The following is a 17,318-nucleotide window of genomic DNA, read 5'->3' as shown; positions in this document are numbered from 1 at the left end:
ATCTCCTTATTGCGCCCACGACGGCTTGGCGCTGACGGGACTGCGGCTGTTGGCCGGCTGGGTCGCGTGCGCCGGACGGGCGACGGCGGTGGCCGGTTGCGCAGCCGGGTGGTAGCCCTGTGCGGCGGGCGCCGGGCGCGCAGCCGATGGCGCCGCGGGGTGTGCGGCTTGTGCCGGCTGTGCCGACGGGAAGTACGCCGGCCCGGCAGCGGGAGCCGCCACTTGCGAGGCGACGCCCATCAGCCGCGCGTAGTCCGGGTGGTCCGGCTCGACGGCGACCTTGATCACGTTTTTGAGTTCGTCGCGGCCGTCCTTCTCGACGTCGATGCGGGCTAGGAACTCGATGCCGTCCAGCTCGTGGAAGCCGGAGATGAAGCGCTTGGCGGCCGTGTCGGGACCGAGGTCCTTCGGGTGCAGGTTGCGGGCGCTGTTGAGCACCCCCCGGATGAAGCTGCGGCCCATCTGGGTCCAGGTCGATCCCTTGGGGCTGTAGAGACCGATGTTCGACCACACCTTGCGCTTGGCGTAGTCGCCGGCCAGCACCACGAACTCGCAGGCCAGATAGACCGAACCGGTTTCGTAAGACTGCGTCGCCCAGCCGCTGGTCCAGCCCTGGGCGTGATCGTCGAAGCCGCCCGGCTTGATCGTCATGCGCACCGGCACGACGGTGCCCTTGGGGATGAGGTCGAAGACTTGCGGTTCGGCGTCGTTGAAATCGTTCCAGGTCGTCATGCGGTGGTCCTATGTTGTTCGTTCGATTCGGAAGAGAAGCTGCGGTGGGTGGTGGCGCACTTGGTGATCAGCGCGCCGAGGTCGGGCGGCTCCAGCAGGTCCAAGGCGCCGGAGCGGTCCTTGGCCGGGTAGCCGTAGGGATTGAGGTTGTGGGTCACGAAGGCGCGGAAGGAGGTGCCGTCCTCCGTCTTGATCTCGGCCAGCGTCACCACCTCGTCGACCACGCCGGGCAGCTCGTTGGCGGTCTTGCTGCCTTCGATCTGGGGTTGGAAGACCTTGCGGTTGAAGTCATCGAGGCGCTCGTCGAGGATGGCGACGAACACGACGTGCTTGCCTCGGGCGTGCTGCAGCTGCGTCAGCGCGCCGATCATCTCGGCGCCGAGCAATCCGTAGGCGCCCCGTGTGTCCGGCTTGCCGGTGCGCTCGGAGAACGCCTGCGGCTGCGTCTTGGCCCAGGCCAGGCACCAGCGCGAGAGGACGGTGAGGCTGTCGACGAAATAGCAGTCGTACTTGTCGAGCTGGGCCGGGTCGCCGTAGCGCTGGCAGACATGGTCGAAGTGGGCCTGCGAGAACGGCGCCTCCGCTGGCAGCGCCCGGTTGGGCCCGGCCAGGAACACCACGTAGTCGCGGAACTCGGGCCAAGTGGTGGGGCGTATGGTGTCGCCGCGCCAGTCCTTGACCGCCAGGTCGCCGGCCTCGAGGTCGACGAACAGCGTGGACACCTCGGGCAAGGTTTTAAGCTGACTGGTTTTGCCAACACCGGCGCGGCCCAGCAGCACCAGCTTGACGCCGGTGCGCTCCGCCAGCCGCTGCTCGGCGGTGATGATGGGGAGTGCCATCAGAGGGATTCCTTGGGGTCGAGGTGGAGGGTGATGGAGGCCTTGCCGGGCTCGACCGTGCGGGCCGGCGCGAACTGCTCCTGCAGAGAGGGCGGCCAGCTTTTGAACTTGGCCTCGCTGATGGACAGCTTCGCGTCGATGTAGTGCTCGACCTTCTCGCCGCCCGCGACGATGCGCTCGGCGAGCTGGTGCAACTGCTGCTGGTCCCACTTCACGCGTTTGGGCAAATCGAAGGTGATTCGCACCACGCCGTCGCGGCCGTGGGCAGTGCCGAAGTCGCGGCCGGACTCTTGCAGTACACGCCGGCAGACGTCGCCATAGGCGGTCTGAAGCGCTGCGTCGAACTTCTGTTCGGCCTGCCGCAGCCAGGTGGCGGCGGTCGCCAGCTGCTGCTGGATTTCCGCCTTCTTCAAGGCGGGCAGAGCGGCCAGTTCCGCGACGCTCAGGGCGAGCAGGGCTGGCAGGGGCGCCAGTTCGGTCACGGTCAGCTCGGCGCCGGTGAGGACAGAAAGGGTGGTGTCGGTCATGGCGCGGCCTCACTCATCGCGTTCGGATGTGGAGATGCGGCCGGCGGCGCGTTCGAACTCGAACACCGCAGCGAGCGGATAGCCGATGCGGCTGCCGAGCTTCATGTACTTCGGGCCGCGGCCTTCGTTGCGCCAGCGCTCGAGCGTTTTTTCGCTCACGCCCCAGCGCAAGGCCAGTTCGTCGGCGCGCAGCACCTCGCGTGTGACCGGTTCCCGCGGCACAAGGGTGGCGGGACTATGAGCCGTGCGGGGGACTCGCCCCCGTTGAGATGTCGTCAACATTGATCCTCCAGTGAGTCGGTGTGTGTGCGCGCACCGGAGGCATTGGAGATTTTTGGCAGGGAACTGTCAGCGAACTGAGCAGGGAACTGGAGCGAAACTTCAGTTCCCTGCCGAGGCAACGATTTCTGCGCGAGGTTGGGTCACGGCGACAGTCGCTCTGTGAGGTGGCGCACTCACTCGCTTGCCTGCGTCGTCGCGATGTGAAGTGCGGGGGACGAAGCCAGTTCCCCGCCGGTAGGGGATGAGGCAGGAGGGGCAAGGTGGCCGGGGGACGAGCGAGGCGCCTCGCCTTCGGGCGGGGAGCAGCGGGGAACTCAGTTCCCTACTGGCCCAGCGCTGACTGGGGATGGGGCGACCGGGCGCTGTAGCGCATCGGTACGGTGAACTGAAGCCAACTTCCGCTCGCTGCCGACCGAGCCGTCGTTTTCGATAGATCCGAACGTGACAACGGCGAGCTCGTAGGCTCGCCGTTGCAACGGGTGGGGCTGTGCGGATAGCACTGGCCCGGCAGGGAGATCAGGGCATCAGCGGTCGCAGGAGAGGGGGTGTTTCGCCCCAGTCCTCCTCCCATCGCAGCGCGTAGGTGCCGTCACGGGCGTTGACGACGACCAAGGCCGCGTAGACCTGTTTCGGTCCTTCGTACTGCGCCTTGTCCTTGTTCTCCCTTTTCACCTTGAACACGACGGCGGGCTTGCTGCCTTTGAGCCCGGCGCGGGCCATGATCAACTCGCCCCGTTGCGGCACGCCTTTGAACGACCACAACACCTCCATCACAGCAGCCTGCGCGGGGGACAGCAGCACAGCGCCGTGCGGGCGGTATACCCAGCGGAAGTCCTCGGAGAACGGGCCATGGACGGGGCGCGGATCGGTCGTGGCGTCATCGCCGCCCCTCGGCCGCCTCAACACTGCCGGCTCGATGCAGCTCAAGCGCTTGCCATCGAACACGAAGCTGCGCTGCAGTGGCAGCCACACGACCCGGTCGTCGAAGGGCTCGGCCTGCAGCGGCAGTGGTGGCTGCGGCGTGATGACGATGACCGGGCGACCCGCCCCGTCGTGCAGCTGTGCGAGCAGTGCCGGCCTTCCCTGCAACTGCCGCACGGAGCGCCCCAGCACCACCGGCTGGCGCAGCACCGTGCCGATGCGCCAGATCCCTTCGGCCAGCTCCACCACCGCCTCGTCACTGGAGACGTCGAGCGCCAGGCGCAACTGCGCGACGAGCCACTTGATGTCAATCTCGACCGTCAACCGGTAGTCCGGTGTCACCGTGACGATCCCACAGTCCGGGCAGTCGCAGCCTATCGCGCGCCTATCGGCAACGCCGAGATCCACAACGAGCCCGTGCTGCTGGTGGCACTCGGGACACAAGACGTAGGCGTTGTTGTACGGACGCACCGCGACGACGTGCGCTTCGACGAGCGCCGAGAGCAGCGCGCGCGGAGCGCAGGGGAGGGTGGCTATCAGTGTCGGCGTCGTGCGGTTGAACAGGGTGCACGCGAAATTCCAGGCTTGTGCATCCCCCGTCACGGACCCGGCTCCACCGTGTGCTCCGGCATCCCAGTCGGCAAGGAGAGTGCCTCGAAGGTCTGCTCGGGGCGCAGGATGCCCATGTCGATCAAGTAGCTCTCCAGCTGGCGCTGCAGGCTCGCCTCGAACTTGTGCAGGTTCACGCGACCGCGATCGGTGATCTCCAGGCAGACCTGCCGCATTCGGCTTCGACCCGGCTCGGGCGGGTAGTAAAGCGCGATGTCGGCCGCAGTGATCCTCCATCCGTCCGTGAGCGGATGGTCCTCGCACCAGATGTCCTTCAGCAACTCGGTGACGCAGCGCCGCCCGCTCGCGGCGGTCGCGCTGCACTCCAGCTTCAGGGTGCCGTTCGGGCTGATCAGGGACAGCGACTTCACCTGCACGACCGCGAAACCATCCTCGATCGCCCGCGGTACCCGGAAGCCGTCGCGCAGCGGGGAAAGATCGAACCGTGGCCGCAGAACGCGCTGTGCGTCGACCTCGCAGGCCAGCAGGTGGCGGGCGAATGCGTTTACCAGCATCTGGTGGAACTTGGCGCCGCCACGTACCAGGGAGCGGGTGGCGCCCGTGCGCGGGGCGTACTCCAGGACGATGTGGATGCTGGGGTGACCGATGCGCTGGCGAACGGCGTCGCCGTCGAATTCCAGCAGCAGGCTCGGCAGGTCCTTGACGTGGAGCGTCAGCACGAAGACGTTGTTGCTGCGCTCGAACAACTGCGCCACGCAGCGGTCGCCACAACCGAACTGCTGCCGGTAGAAGGCGCCCACCTCGGCACACAGGGCTTGCAGGGCTGCCGCGTCGCGCCGGGGCACCACCTTGCAGCCGAGGTCATGCTGCTGCGCGCGGGCGACGTTCGCGTCCAGGTATTCCGCCGCGCAGGCCTGATCGAAGATGGCGCGGTGGCAGACATAGAGCCAGAACGATCGGTGCAAATCGCTCTTGCAGGCGACCAGCGCCAGGAAGACGTCGCCGTGGATGGCCGCAGCCTCGAACATCGCGTCGCGGCCGAGTGGGTGGGCCAGCTGCGCCCCGCGCTGCAGGCCCGCGATGATTCGTTCTCGCGTCTGGGCGTTCTCCAAGGCTTGAACCGCACGAACGACGGCGGACGCGATGGCGTCCTCGCACTCCAGGTGCTGCAGCTCTGCCGCCAATCCCTGCTCCGCCAGCCAGCCGTGCAGCACATCTTCCGACGCCAGCTGGGTCAGGACGTCCACATACGTCCACATCTTCGTCACGCTTCTCTCTCCGACTTGATGCAGGGATCGAATTCCCTGCGATGGTTGTTGCATATACACACACACGTGTCCGGTGGGTGTCGAACCCCCGCTAACCCGCTAGAACCCGATACGCCACCGAGAGTAAACCCTAGCATGGAAACGGTTCTTCGTACTGCTGCTTACCAATGTCATCCCACCAAACTCGCAGGTCTGACAGGGACGCTGATGCAAGCTTGGCGCCCCGGCCTCCGCACCAAGAAGTTGCCGACCTGTTGGCCGGCGCGCTGCTGCGCTTGCGCGCCCGGCCCACTGCGGCTTCCACGCCACTTCACACGGAAATAGAGACGGTTGGACTTGGCCTCCTGCCCACCCAGAGCGTGAATGCCAACCCCTCTCAACCGAAAAGGAGTTGATATATGACGACCTTCGCACCGGTGCGGCCAGGCCCTGCAGAAGCGAGCCTGGCCGAACAGATCGCCCAGCTGCCGCACCTGGACATGGAGCAGCTGTGGGCCCGCTGGGACGAACTGTTCGACGAGCGGCCTGCCCACCACAACCGGGTTTATCTGGAGAGCCGCATCGCCTACCGCTTGCAGGAGCGCGCCTTCGGCGGCTTGTCGCCCTCGGTGCGCCGCCGGCTGGAAAACATCGGCGAAACCGGCATCGTGCCGCGGCTCAGCCAGCGCGAAGCGAACAGCCTGCTGCCGGGAACGCTGTTGACCCGTGTGTATGACGGCGTAGAGCACCGGGTTGTGACACGCGGCCCGAACGAGTTCGAGTACCAGGGCCGGCGCTACAGGAGCCTGTCGGCCATCGCTCGCGCCATCACCGGCACGCAGTGGAGTGGGCCCGCCTTCTTCGGCCTGCGCACGCCACGCCAGGGAGGCAAGGCATGAAGGCCTCACGCGCGGCCCTGGCCGCCTCGGTGGCACCCCAAAGGCGCTGCGCGGTCTACACCCGCAAGTCCACCGACGAAGGGCTGGACCAGGACTACAACAGCTTGGAGGCCCAGCGCGACGCCGGGCTCGCCTACATCGCCAGCCAACGCCATGAAGGCTGGATTGCCGTGCACGACGGCTACGACGACCCGGCCTATTCCGGCGGCAACCTGGAGCGGCCGGCGCTGCAGCGCCTGCTCGCGGATATCGACGCCGGGCGGGTCGACATCGTGGTCGTCTACAAGATCGACCGGCTCACCCGCAGCCTGACGGACTTCGCGCGGCTGGTGGAAATCTTCGACCGGCGCGGCGTGTCCTTCGTGTCGGTCACCCAGCAGTTCAACACCACCACCAGCATGGGGCGGCTCACGCTCAACGTGCTGCTGTCCTTCGCCCAGTTCGAGCGCGAGGTCACCGGCGAGCGCATCCGAGACAAGATCGCCGCCAGCAAGGCCAAGGGCATGTGGATGGGCGGCATGCCGCCGCTCGGCTACGACGTGCAGGACCGCCGCCTGGTGGTCAACGAGGCCGAGGCCGAACTGGTGCGCGACATCTTCCGGCGTTTCGCCGAGCATGGTTCCGCTGCGCGGCTGGTGCGCGAATTGGCCATCGAAGGGCGGACCACCAAGTCGTGGGTGACGCAGGCCGGCACCCGCCGGCCCGGCCGTTTCATCGACCAGACCCATATCCGCAAACTCCTGCGCAACCGCGTCTACCTCGGCGAGATCGTCCACAAGGGAACGAGCTACGAGGGTCAGCACGAGCCCATCGTCCCGCAGGCGCTGTGGGACGCTGTGCACGCCGTCATCGATCAGCGGCGCAAAGGCGCCCAGGTGCGCCGGACCGAGCACCCGGCCTTGCTGGCGGGGCTGCTGTTCGCCCCGGACGGGCAGCGCATGCTGCCGACGTATACCGCCAAGAAAGGGGGCAAGCGGTACCGCTACTACGTCTCGTCCCTCTACAAGCGCCGGTGTGCCGGTTCAGTGGCCGAGCCTGGGAAGTCCGACATCGGCCTGTTGCCGGCCGCGGAGATCGAGGGCGCCGTGCTGCAGCAGCTGCAGGCGACGCTGCGGCAGCCGGAGATGGTCATTGCGGTGTGGAAGGCGGCGCTGGAGCACCCCGAAGGGCGGGACATCGACGAGGCGCAGGCGGTGGTGGCCCTGCAGCGCATCGGCGACGTGTGGGAGCAGCTGTTTCCCGCGGAGCAGCAGCGCATCGCCCGCTTGCTGATCGAGCGGGTGCAACTGCATGACGGCGGGCTGGACATCGTCTGGCGCGAGGACGGCTGGTCGGGCTTCGGTCTCGAGATCCAACGGCACCGGTTCGTGGAGGAGCAGCGGCTGCTGGTCGAAGAAGCGGAGGGTGTTTGATGGGCGATGCGGTCAAGCCGAAGGGCAGCGCCCGGCAGGCGGTGACGGTCGAGGGCGCGGGTTCGCCGCGGCAGCACAGCACCGGGGTGCAGAGCGTCACCTTCGTGCCGCTCACCATCCGTCGCCGGCACATCCGCAAGGTGCTGACGCCGCCGCCTGGGGAAGGCGGGGCGCCAGCCCAGCCAACCTTTGATCTGTCGATGATCAAGGTGCTGGGCAAAGCGTTCTACTGGCAGCGATTGCTGGACAGCGGCGAGGTCCAGACCACCAAGGAGCTGGCCCGCCAGCTCAAGCTCGATCCGGGCTGGATTGCCGAAGTGCTGAGGCTCACCTTGCTGGCACCGGACATCGTCGAGGCGATCTTCGAGGGGAAGCAGCCGCGACACCTGCACCTTCACCTGCTGCGCGGGCGAGAGGATCTTCTGCCCCGCGAGTGGGGGAGGCAACGTGCGGTGCTCGGCTTCGCCACAGTGACGCGATGAACGGGAAGAGGCTCTCGGCGAGCACGGCATCCTCTTCTTCCCTCTTCGGACGGGTCTCTTTATCCTGTCCGCGCGGCAGCCGCCGCAATAGGCGCCGGCCTGAAGGTGCGTCAACACCCCAGGCCAGCTAACCACAACCAACTTGGGTAGGAAGTCAATCGTGGCTGATGTCAATCATAGGCCGGGCGAAGCATCGCCCTCAAGAAAACTGCTGAAGCACGAACGGTACATCTCAGTCTGCGCGACGTACCAGACGTACCAAAGGGCGGGCAACGGGCTGCATACCGAGACCGTCGAAACGAGGGTCCCATGGATGCGACTCAGCGGCAAATGGCTGGAAGCTGCTGGCTTTGCCATCCGGGCGCGCGTGCGTATTCGAATCACGGACGGGTGCTTGGTCTTGACGACAGATTAGCGGCGCCAATGAGCCGCCCAGGGCGGCTCTTCTTGCTCGCCATTGGACGCTGTCGTTCTTTCCCTGGCAGCTCAGCTGGCGTGCGCTGCTTCGCTCAGGGCCTCGTCCCCTTCCCGCTGAAGTTCCACAAAGATGTCCCTCAGCGCGGGCTCCACCGATACGAGCACCGGGTTGCCATCCGCCCGTCGGCGCAACACCGTCAGCGGCTGGCAGCGAGGCGCGTCGCTCAATGCACGCACGACCACCTGCTTCGGCCGGTGGACGGCGACGGTTGCAGGAACCAGTGCGACCGCCAGGCCGGCCGCAACCAGGTCCAGCACACCGTGCACCGTGGCCGCATGGTAGTGGACGTAAGGCTGGAACCCGGCCTCCACGAACAGCTCGCTTGATCTGCCCGAGTGCGACAGCCACGGCTGTTCCGTGAAGGCGGCGAACCGGTCCTCGGCGAACTGCTGCAGGTCGAGCGTGGGTCGCAAGGCGCGCGGGTCCTGGCAGTGCAGAGCAATGCACAGCCGGTCGTCGAGCTCGCACGCGACCGAGATGCTGGCGTGCCGGGGCGGAATGGACGCAATGCCGAGGTCGATCTCGTCGGCGAGGAGCGCTTCGACCTGGTCGCTGCTCTTCATGTCGCGCACATCGATGTCGATACCGGGATGACTCGCTCGAAGCCGGGCGGCCAACGCGGGTAGCACCGTTCCCGTCGCGGTCGGGACCAGTCCAATCCTGAGGCAGTGGATTTCGTCGGCTTTGGCACGGCGTGCCAGATTCACCAAGCGTCCCATCGACATGAGTTGCACCCGCACCTCCGGTAGCAACGCCTTGCCAGCTGCGGTCAGAACCACACCCCGTGCATGGCGGGCGAACAGTAGCACGCCGAGTTCTTCCTCCAACTGCCGGATCTGCTTTGAAAGGGCCGGCTGAGCGATGAACAGCTTGTCCGCCGCGGCGCTCAAGCTGCCTGATTCGGCGACCGCCGCAAAGTAACGCAGATGCCTCAATTCCATTCGACCTCCCATAACTGGTTTGCATGGGTCCCGGACGACATATGTCGTTGAAGTACGGGCCCGAGTCGGCGAAAAATAGCGCGTACTCAGGGAGGCGGCAATGAAGCAAAGAGGCTGGGTCGGGACGACGTTGGTCGCGTCGTCGCCGCTGCACGATGGTGGGTCGAATGCACGGCTCCTCATGCTAGTTCAAGTCGGGTTGCCGGCGTCTTGGCCCTGCTGCCTTGCCCTCGGTGCGGGGGACTCGATCAACGAAGAACACGTCGGCGGCGGTGTCGACTTCCAGAAAGCTCGCAGAGGCAGTTGTCGACGTCGGCCTGCCGCAGTCAGCCGGACGTCTGTCACGCCGGTCTGAGGGCCAGCATGAATCGAAAGAGCTGATCTCCGCGATCACGGTTGCGGGGCAGGGGCAACCTTTTGCCTGCGAGTTGCGCAGGCCTTTAGAAGGAGAAGCATCATCGATGAGAACGCGCAATACGGCTTCTGGTGCTATGCGACGCTCGCCCCCGAGCTATCGTGGAGGGGCAGACGCACTTGGTACCGCCGGCTGGAGCGGCAGCTGCAATCGGAGGGGTTCGCCACGGGCCTTCACCGCTCGGTGGTCGTGGTCCTGGACGACAACTCCACGCTGGGTCCGCACTACCGCTACCGGTTGGTCCGCACGCTGCTGCAGGACCCGCTCTTGATCACCCTTCAGGTGGGCAACCTCGTGCCACTTCTGCAGCTCGACGTCAGTGGCCGATTGGGGACCTGTGCCTGGGAAGCGACGGGGCTGCCACGTGGCGTGTGCGACCAGTTCATCAAGACGACCTTGCACAGCATCCACTGTGGCGTGACACGGGCCAGCCGTTCGAAAGCACGACGACACGGACAGGGGTCGAGGCCGCGGTTGCCGGCTTCACTGCCGCCTCCGCGGCGGGAGCACACGGTGCTGGATGTGTTGAGGCTGTAGATCGATTACGGCCTGTCGCGCCGCAGCTTCTCAAAACAGACACCGGCTGGTGATCAGATGGACGCGCTTGTATCTCCTAGAGCCAGAAAAGCGCCCCTCCAGTCCTTCCCTGTGGGAGCCTGTCTCTTTATGCTGTGGGCGCGGCGGACGCCGTAAGGGCGCCGACCCGAAGGTGCGGGAACACCTCGGGCCGGCTAACCACAACCAACTTACTCGGAAGTTAATCGTGGCTGATGTCAATCATAGGCCGGGCGAAGCATTGCCCACAACTACCAAGCTGGAGAAGAACGAGCGCTACCTGAACGTCAACGGCGCGTTCCTTCCTCATGACCGTACGCGCCAACCGCCAGGTACGCCTGATGTTCCTGTGCCGTGGGTTCGCCTGCGAGGGAAATGGCTGAGGGAGGCGGGCTTTGAGGTCGACGCGCAGGTTCGCGTGCGCATCATGGCGGGGTGCCTGGTCCTGACGACTGACTAGGAGGACGTGCCGGCCGGGGGGAGGTGCGCTTCCTTCTCGGCTGTGCTCACCTGCGGATCGAAAGCAGGCGATCCCGGTTGTTCACCTGCGCGGTGGACAACGTTGTGGGCCGTCGGTGTACACCCTTCGCCGCCGGGCTCTACAAGCGGCCCCGATTGGAATGCTGCATGTTTTAGCAGGCGCACCCTGTGAGATTCGGCCTTGCTCGGCCTCGTTGGGCCCCGTTATCGTCCTCTCCCACATCAGTAGCGCATCGAAGAAGTGGCGCAACCACATGGGAGATCAGCTTGTGAGCACACGTCCTAAGACCATCCAGATCTATCTGCCCGGCGGGGACCCGAGGGGCATACGCGTGGCCCAAATCACGACCGGCATCGTTCATGTTGTCGAGGTGCCGCGGAGTCTCCTTGGCCAGTTCTTGAAGATGCCGGAGAGCCAGAAGGTGGCGGTCTACTTCCTCATCGGGCAGGGAAACGACACCGAGGACCCGAAGGTGTATGTTGGCCAGACCGCCGATATGCGGGTGCGCTTTCCGAGGCACAACGCGGAGAAGGACTTCTGGGAGCGAGCGCTGGTGCTGCTGACCAGCTCTGACAGTTTCACCCAGACGCACGCCCTGTTCCTTGAGCGGTACTGCTTGCAGGAAGTGAAGAAGGCTGGGCGGTATGTCCCCACCAACGGCAACAACGCAAGCCGGCAAGATATTCCACCTCCCCTTGAGGCCGATTGCTACGAGCTCTTCGACATCGGCCGCATGTTGCTCACGACGCTCGGGTACCCCTTGTTCGAACCGCTGGTGCCGCTGCAGCAAGGTGATGAACAACCCGAGATGCTATTTTGTCGTGCGTCGGGCGCGGACGGCCGGGGGTACTACACGCAAGACGGGCTTGTCGTTCTCCAAGGCTCGACAGGAAGGCGCGAGAACGTTCCCTCAATGGAAGGCACCTCTGCGGGGCGCCGACGGGAGCGGCTTATCGAAAGCGGCGTCCTGAGGGTGGAAGGAGACCGCGTGGTGTTGACGAAGGATCACATCTTCGACGCCCCCAGCGCCGCAGCGGTTGCACTTACCGGGCGAAGCGCCGATGGCTGGAGCGAGTGGAAGAACGCGGCTGGAAAGACCCTGCGCGAACTGAAGGGCGCTCCTGCCACAACGGTGGAGTAGCGGCGCGCAGCAGATGCAGACTGACCAACTGCTGCGACGTAGATGGTGCATGTGCAGGCTCGTGCTTAGTGCTGACGACCGATTGGGTGGGCAACGGGGCCGCCAGCAGCGGCCTCTCCTTCCCCGCTGTTCTCGCCCCCCCTGACTGAAGGCAGCTTGGCCTGGGTATCCACCTGCGACGTGATGCGCGCAGCTGATGACCTGTTCTAGGCGTTGCCTTCGATGACCTCCACGAGAGGAACCTCCCATTGGTCAATGACGACGGACGGCAAGTATGCCGCTGGAGTTTGTTGCCGAGTTCGCACCATCACCCCGTAGACAGTGCCAAGCGCGCCGTCCTTTGGTTCGACCCTTGTTGCAGTTGCGAGGCGTCCGAGGACAAGCCTGCCATCCAACGTTTCGATACGGCGTTGGCGGACCGCGACGGTCGAACCGACCACGAGCTGCCGCATCGCGTCATGGATTGGGTGCGAGGCTGGGTACCGTCCCGCATAGCCAATGTCCATGTCGGTGGGCCCATAGGTTAGATACCGCCGCTCGATGTCTTGCCGGCGAACAGGCCTGGCTGTCGGGAGGAGACTCACGACGCCCTCGACCGTGCTCAGGTCGGCGAGGAAAGGATTGCGACCGTCTTCGACCCTGAACAGAGACAGCGTCTCCCTCGCCCGCGTCATGGCGACGTAGAGCAGTCTGCGGTCTTCGTCACCCCAGCCCCAGTCGCCGCAGTCCATCACAATGACATGCCGAAACTCGAGGCCCTTCGCGCTGTGCGCTGTCATCAGCTTGATGGCGTCCGCCCTGCCATGCCGCGCGGAGTCGAGGGAAGCTTCGTACAGCGCATCAAGCAACATCTCCGCGGGAAGGGCCGAGCCGGTGGATTCGCGAGCCACCTCCTCAATTACCGATTCGATGTCCGCCCAGTAAGGATTGGCGGGCTGCCTCCTGCGAGCCATGCCGACCCAACGTGCAAGGGAGGCAGTCGACACCAAGCTGGCTTGCCGTTCACGGAGCAACGACAGGGTATGCCAGCCCTCGCGGGAACGCGTCAACGGGAGCAGGCCGCGGGAACTTTCACGCTTCGCGAGCTCGTAGCGCACGGACTCAGCGTCGCACAAGCCGCGGAGCGGCTGCAAGGTTTCATGACACCGTGCTAGCACGGCAATGTCGCCAAGCTGGAGTTGGGGGTCCAGGCGGCGAAGGCGGTCAACTTCCTTGAGCACGAGTTGGGCCTGCAGGTTCGCCGTACCGGGCGCGGTGATCAGCCGCACTTTGCCGTTGGTCTCCACGTCGAGTGTTTGCCACCGACCCCCCGGCGGATCTGCGGCACGCCGGGCATCAATCTGAATCGGATGGTCAACCTTCATCCGCTCGGCTGCGCGCTGAATGACGTGGTTGGCCGCGGTGACGATGTTCTGCGTCGAGCGGAAGTTCTCGACAAGGTAGGAGACCTTACCTGGGTAGTCTTCCTGGAACCGTCGGATGAACTCCACACTCGCGCCCTTGAACGCGTAGATGTTCTGGTCGTCGTCGCCGACGGCCATGATGCTCAGCTTTGCCTCCGGGTCGACCAGGCGCCTGCCCGCCAAGGCGCTGACGAGCGCGTACTCTTTGGCATCGATATCCTGGTACTCGTCGACGAAGATGTACTCGTATCCCTGCAGCAAGCGGTCGCGCGCGTCATCAGCATCAGAGAAGGCCTCCGATCTGCCTTCCAGGAGGTCGATGGCATCCTGCAGCAGTCGTTCGAAATCCGCTTCGCCGTCTGCACAGTCAGCGCCTGCCAAGCTGACACCGGTCAAACGTAGCGCCATCGCGTGATAGGTGAGCACCGTCACTCCCTTCGCGTCGTCACCGACCAGCGCCAGGAGCCTTTTCTTAAGGGTGCCAGCCGCACCGCGATTGAAGGCGAGCGCAATGATGCGTTCGGGCGCGACGCGCTTCACCCGTAGCAGGTAGGCGATTCGGTGCACGATGACGCGGGTCTTCCCAGACCCGGGGCCCGCGAGCACAAGGTGATTGCCGTGCTCGGGCAGGTCGACCAGCTCCTCCTGCCCCGGATGCTGCAGGTCATCGACGATGCGCCGGAACGATTCGTCGGTCGTGGCCAGCTGCAGCAAGTCGGTCCGGCCTCGGAAGTACTCTCGCACGAACTGTCGGCGCGGTAGGGCAAAGTAAGCAGCGACGAAGGCCGTCGCGCGCTCGGGGTCCTCTGCGCCCAGCCGCGCATACTCGTGAATAAAGTGTGTTTGACTGATGCGCTCGCGGTAGAACTCCTGGAGCGCGGCGAAGTCGTCCTTGGTGAATCGCCGCTTCAGGGCGGCCGGGTCGAACTTCAGAGTCATCGCGGAGCGGAAGACAGACCGCCCCTTGTCCATCTCGATGACGCGGTTCTCGTGCATGTACAGGAGCGCATGCTCGAGCGCGATGGAGGGCTCGCGCAGCGTCCCCTTCAGCTCCAGGTCAGACTCGATCGCCTCAATCAGGTCGCGGGCCTTGCATTCGACGATCAGCGTCGACTCCCTGCTGCCGGCCGGCAGCGCGGCGAGCAGGCGCTCAAGCACGACTTGTGCGACCGACCGGCGCTTCGCGCAGATGGTACGAATCTGCGACCATGGCCGATGCAGCACGACACGCAGGCTGTCCGGCCCCATCCCTTTCACGTGGAGCATGCTGCGCTTTTCCGAGCCGGCACCAAAGCTCTCGGATAGAGACCGCAGGCAACTGCGAACCGCCTGCGGGTTCACACGTGCATCGGATTCGGCCCACTCCAAACGGCGGCGTAGCTCGGTGCACAGGGGGCGTACGCTGAGATGCTGCGGTGTGCCATCAACGTCTGCGTCAGGGGCCAGTTCGGACATCAGGTCGAGCAGCGCACACTCGAGGAGGCCCAGGTTCCGCAAGGTGCTGTCTGAGGCCCCTCTGACACCTTTGGCAACCCGAACGGTCAAGCCAAGGTCATTGACGAGAATGCCCAGGCCCTCCAACTGGTGGACGATACGAAAGCACTCCTCGGGCGGAATGCCGGCCTCCAGCATGAGCTCGTCGGTGCTCAGTCCTTCAGGGTCCACGCTTCGAAAAAGGGCGGTGGCAACCGCCACATGGCGAGCTCTATGCGCCGCAGGCAGCCCGGCGCGGTCAATGCGCGCGACCGCTTCCTCAAGCGATGCCACACGCAGACTAGCCGGGAAGACCCGGCTGTTGTTTTCGTCGCGTTTCAAAAACCCGCTGCGCTCAAGCCACGCCACGGCTGTGGCGACTTTTGTCGAGGCGTCCGGTGCGTCGATTTCGATGCCAGTTCCCTCACTATCGGCCAGCAGTTCCTTTGCTGACACGACAATTTCCTCGCGCTTCAGTCGCTGCACGCGCGCTTTGATTGCCTTGAGCAGGCCGACGAAATCGCGCTGCGTGAGCTGCGATCGGGCCGAGAGGCGGAATTGCGTCTCGACGTCTTCCTCATCGAACAGCAAGACGCAGCGTGCAAGGTCACCATCGCGGCCGGCTCGCCCCGCCTCCTGAAGGTAGTTCTCCAAAGAACCAGGGATGTCGGCATGCACCACCAGGCGCACATCAGGTTTGTCGACCCCCATGCCAAACGCGTTGGTAGCCGCGATGACGGGCAGCGAGCCTTCGAGGAACGCCTGCTGAATGTTCTTTTTCTTGTCTGGTCCCAACCCTCCGTGGAAGCACCCGCATGTGATCCCTTCCGCGGTCACCAGTTCGGCCGTCGTCTCCGCGGTCTTGCGAGTGGCACAGAAGATGATGCCAGCGCCTCCGTCCTTCAGTTCGTGACGCAACAGCTCGACGATGCGGTGAGCCTTTTCAGCTCGCCTCGCGGGCACGACCAGGAACGTCAGGTTGCTGCGCTCGTGGCCTCCGAGGAATCGCTCCAGCGTGATACCGAGGCTCTCCTCGAAGTGGCCACAAAGGTCTTCGATGACATCGACCTTCGCAGTGGCCGTGAAACAGGCCACCGGCGCGCGCTGATGGGAGAAATGCTCGCGGATGTACCGCGACACGTAGAGGTAGTCAGTACGGAAGTCCTGCCCCCACTTCGACAGGCAGTGCGCCTCGTCGAAGACCCAGGTGGCGACCTCTCGCATCCGGATGGCGTCACCAAAGCTGCGGCTGCGAAACTGCTCCGGCGACACCAACACAATGCCGGCGTCTCCCAGCCGGATCTTGTCCAGCGCTGCACGCCGCTCGATGGGGGTCAGGAGGCCGTTGATGGTCACTGCGCAGTGCACGCCGGCGGCAAGTAGGTTGTCAACCTGGTCCTTCATCAGTGACTGCAGCGGCGACACGATAACGGTGAGCTGGCCCGAGCGCCAGTAGTGAACTAGCGCGGGCAGCTGGTAGCAGATGGACTTGCCACCACCCGTAGGCAGAACGGCCAGGAGGCTCTTGCGCCCCAGGCCGGCCTGAACAATGGCGCGCTGCAGTGAACTGCCATCAGGAGCGGCCGGCTTGTCCCTGAAGCTGGGCTTATGGAAGTGCAGTTGCAGCAGCGTCTCAGGATGGTGCTGCTGGCGGCAGTAGCTGCAATCTCCACGCTGGCAATCGTGCTCGCGCAGCTCAGCAATCAGCGAGCGCACGCCCTGCACGGCAGTGCGGACCCAAACCGGAAGCACTGAGTTGCCTCCGGACACGCGGACCCAGCCTAGCGCGTACGCCAGGGCCGTACGGTGCTTGAGGTCGACCAAAGCCTCATGCTCGGTGAAGCGTCGCAAGTTGGTGGTACAGCAATGGCTGGAGAAACGCCGAAGCGCGACCATGCGGGCGACGTCAGTATCGGGAGAGGTGCTGGCTCGAATCTCACTGATGAAGCGGTCCAGTGGCGCATCGTGGGCAAGCAGAAAGTGCAGCAGCGAAACCCAGTCTGGATCGAGCTTGTTCATCTCGACCAGCGCTTCGACTTCATCCCCCAGCAGATCCAGCGCCAAGCGGGCGTCCTTCGCGGGGTCGTTCCGCGAGTCCGACAGCAACTTATAGCCCTTGACCAGCCGATGGTAGGGATTGAGCGGAAAGGCGATTGCCGACAACTCAAGCGTGTCGAGCACCGGCAAATTCAGGCATTGCAGTCCGGGGTACTGTCGCTGCAACTGAACAATGTCGTGGCGCCGCACGTTGTGGCCGACGAGGAGCTTCGCTCCTTCAGCAGCTGCGTCGACGCGCCTGCAGACTTCCTCTGCCCGCATGCGCCTGGTCGACAGACTGAGAACCGCCGTGGCGTCATCGCTGCGCACGGCTCCAAGCTTGAAGATCCGGTCGCCGTCGGCCGGGTTCGTCTCGATGTCGATGGACAGCGCCTGCCACTCGCGGACGAGCTGACGCGTGACCTCCGCGCTTAGCGGGGCAGTGACGCTGTTCTCGGCAACCAGGGCGGACGTCAAATCACA

The 17,318-nt window shown here is 65.0% G+C and carries 14 protein-coding genes; 6 read left to right on the top strand and 8 right to left on the bottom strand.

Annotated features, from left to right (window positions below; translation table 11 throughout):
- Positions 1 to 6 precede the first annotated feature (6 nt).
- The 6 genes from AAW51_RS19760 to AAW51_RS19735 form a co-directional block, all read right to left on the bottom strand.
- Positions 7 to 732 carry a hypothetical protein gene (locus AAW51_RS19760; RefSeq protein WP_047195971.1) on the bottom strand — a complete coding sequence of 242 codons (726 nt, stop codon included), beginning with the start codon at positions 730 to 732 and terminating at the stop codon, positions 7 to 9.
- The gene (locus tag AAW51_RS19755) at positions 729 to 1,571 is read right to left on the bottom strand and encodes an ATP-binding protein (RefSeq protein WP_047195970.1); all 843 of its coding nucleotides are present in this window, start codon (positions 1,569 to 1,571) and stop codon (positions 729 to 731) included. The genes AAW51_RS19760 and AAW51_RS19755 overlap by 4 nt, the downstream gene beginning before the upstream one ends.
- A complete protein-coding gene (locus AAW51_RS19750) occupies positions 1,571 to 2,098 on the bottom strand; it encodes a hypothetical protein (RefSeq protein ID WP_238947645.1) in 528 nt (175 codons plus the stop codon). The genes AAW51_RS19755 and AAW51_RS19750 overlap by 1 nt, the downstream gene beginning before the upstream one ends.
- A 9-nt stretch (positions 2,099 to 2,107) precedes the next feature.
- A complete protein-coding gene (locus AAW51_RS19745; protein ID WP_238947644.1) occupies positions 2,108 to 2,380 on the bottom strand; it encodes a helix-turn-helix transcriptional regulator in 273 nt (90 codons plus the stop codon).
- Positions 2,381 to 2,896: 516 nt separating this feature from the next.
- On the bottom strand, positions 2,897 to 3,904 hold the full coding sequence (locus AAW51_RS19740) for a hypothetical protein (protein WP_053013783.1): 1,008 nt from the start codon (positions 3,902 to 3,904) through the stop codon (positions 2,897 to 2,899).
- Positions 3,901 to 5,193 carry a hypothetical protein gene (locus AAW51_RS19735; protein WP_157359967.1) on the bottom strand — a complete coding sequence of 431 codons (1,293 nt, stop codon included), beginning with the start codon at positions 5,191 to 5,193 and terminating at the stop codon, positions 3,901 to 3,903. The genes AAW51_RS19740 and AAW51_RS19735 overlap by 4 nt, the downstream gene beginning before the upstream one ends.
- Before the next feature lie 344 nt (positions 5,194 to 5,537).
- On the opposite strand from AAW51_RS19735, the gene AAW51_RS19730 reads away from it, so the two are divergent.
- The 4 genes from AAW51_RS19730 (at position 5,538) to AAW51_RS31390 (ending at position 8,326) form a co-directional block, all read left to right on the top strand.
- Entirely contained in the window at positions 5,538 to 6,017 is a 480-nt protein-coding gene (locus tag AAW51_RS19730; protein ID WP_047195968.1) for a DUF2924 domain-containing protein, read from the top strand.
- The gene (locus AAW51_RS19725) at positions 6,014 to 7,429 is read left to right on the top strand and encodes a recombinase family protein (RefSeq protein ID WP_157359966.1); all 1,416 of its coding nucleotides are present in this window, start codon (positions 6,014 to 6,016) and stop codon (positions 7,427 to 7,429) included. The genes AAW51_RS19730 and AAW51_RS19725 overlap by 4 nt, the downstream gene beginning before the upstream one ends.
- A complete protein-coding gene (locus AAW51_RS19720) occupies positions 7,429 to 7,911 on the top strand; it encodes a hypothetical protein (RefSeq protein WP_053013781.1) in 483 nt (160 codons plus the stop codon). The genes AAW51_RS19725 and AAW51_RS19720 overlap by 1 nt, the downstream gene beginning before the upstream one ends.
- 160 nt (positions 7,912 to 8,071) lie before the next feature.
- Positions 8,072 to 8,326: a SymE family type I addiction module toxin gene (locus AAW51_RS31390; protein WP_169788057.1), complete on the top strand. Its 255-nt coding sequence runs from the start codon at positions 8,072 to 8,074 to the stop codon at positions 8,324 to 8,326.
- 71 nt (positions 8,327 to 8,397) lie between these two features.
- On the opposite strand, the gene AAW51_RS19715 is transcribed toward AAW51_RS31390, so the two are convergent.
- Positions 8,398 to 9,330 carry a LysR family transcriptional regulator gene (locus AAW51_RS19715; RefSeq protein WP_053013780.1) on the bottom strand — a complete coding sequence of 311 codons (933 nt, stop codon included), beginning with the start codon at positions 9,328 to 9,330 and terminating at the stop codon, positions 8,398 to 8,400.
- A gap of 1,001 nt (positions 9,331 to 10,331) precedes the next feature.
- On the opposite strand from AAW51_RS19715, the gene AAW51_RS31385 reads away from it, so the two are divergent.
- Positions 10,332 to 10,760 (top strand): SymE family type I addiction module toxin, encoded by a 429-nt coding sequence (locus tag AAW51_RS31385; RefSeq protein WP_417903576.1) that lies wholly within the window; start codon positions 10,332 to 10,334, stop codon positions 10,758 to 10,760.
- Between the two features lie 352 nt (positions 10,761 to 11,112).
- Positions 11,113 to 11,922, top strand: a complete 810-nt coding sequence (locus tag AAW51_RS19705) for a GIY-YIG nuclease family protein (RefSeq protein WP_238947643.1) — start codon at positions 11,113 to 11,115, stop codon at positions 11,920 to 11,922.
- Positions 11,923 to 12,128: 206 nt separating this feature from the next.
- On the opposite strand, the gene AAW51_RS19700 is transcribed toward AAW51_RS19705, so the two are convergent.
- The gene (locus tag AAW51_RS19700) at positions 12,129 to 17,312 is read right to left on the bottom strand and encodes a RecQ family ATP-dependent DNA helicase (RefSeq protein ID WP_238947642.1); all 5,184 of its coding nucleotides are present in this window, start codon (positions 17,310 to 17,312) and stop codon (positions 12,129 to 12,131) included.
- Positions 17,313 to 17,318: the final 6 nt, after the last annotated feature.

The sequence above is a fragment of the Caldimonas brevitalea genome (assembly GCF_001017435.1).
GTDB lineage: Bacteria > Pseudomonadota > Gammaproteobacteria > Burkholderiales > Burkholderiaceae_C > Caldimonas > Caldimonas brevitalea.
Note: the sequence above shows the minus strand (reverse complement) of the source record. Positions and strands in the feature narration are given on the sequence as shown.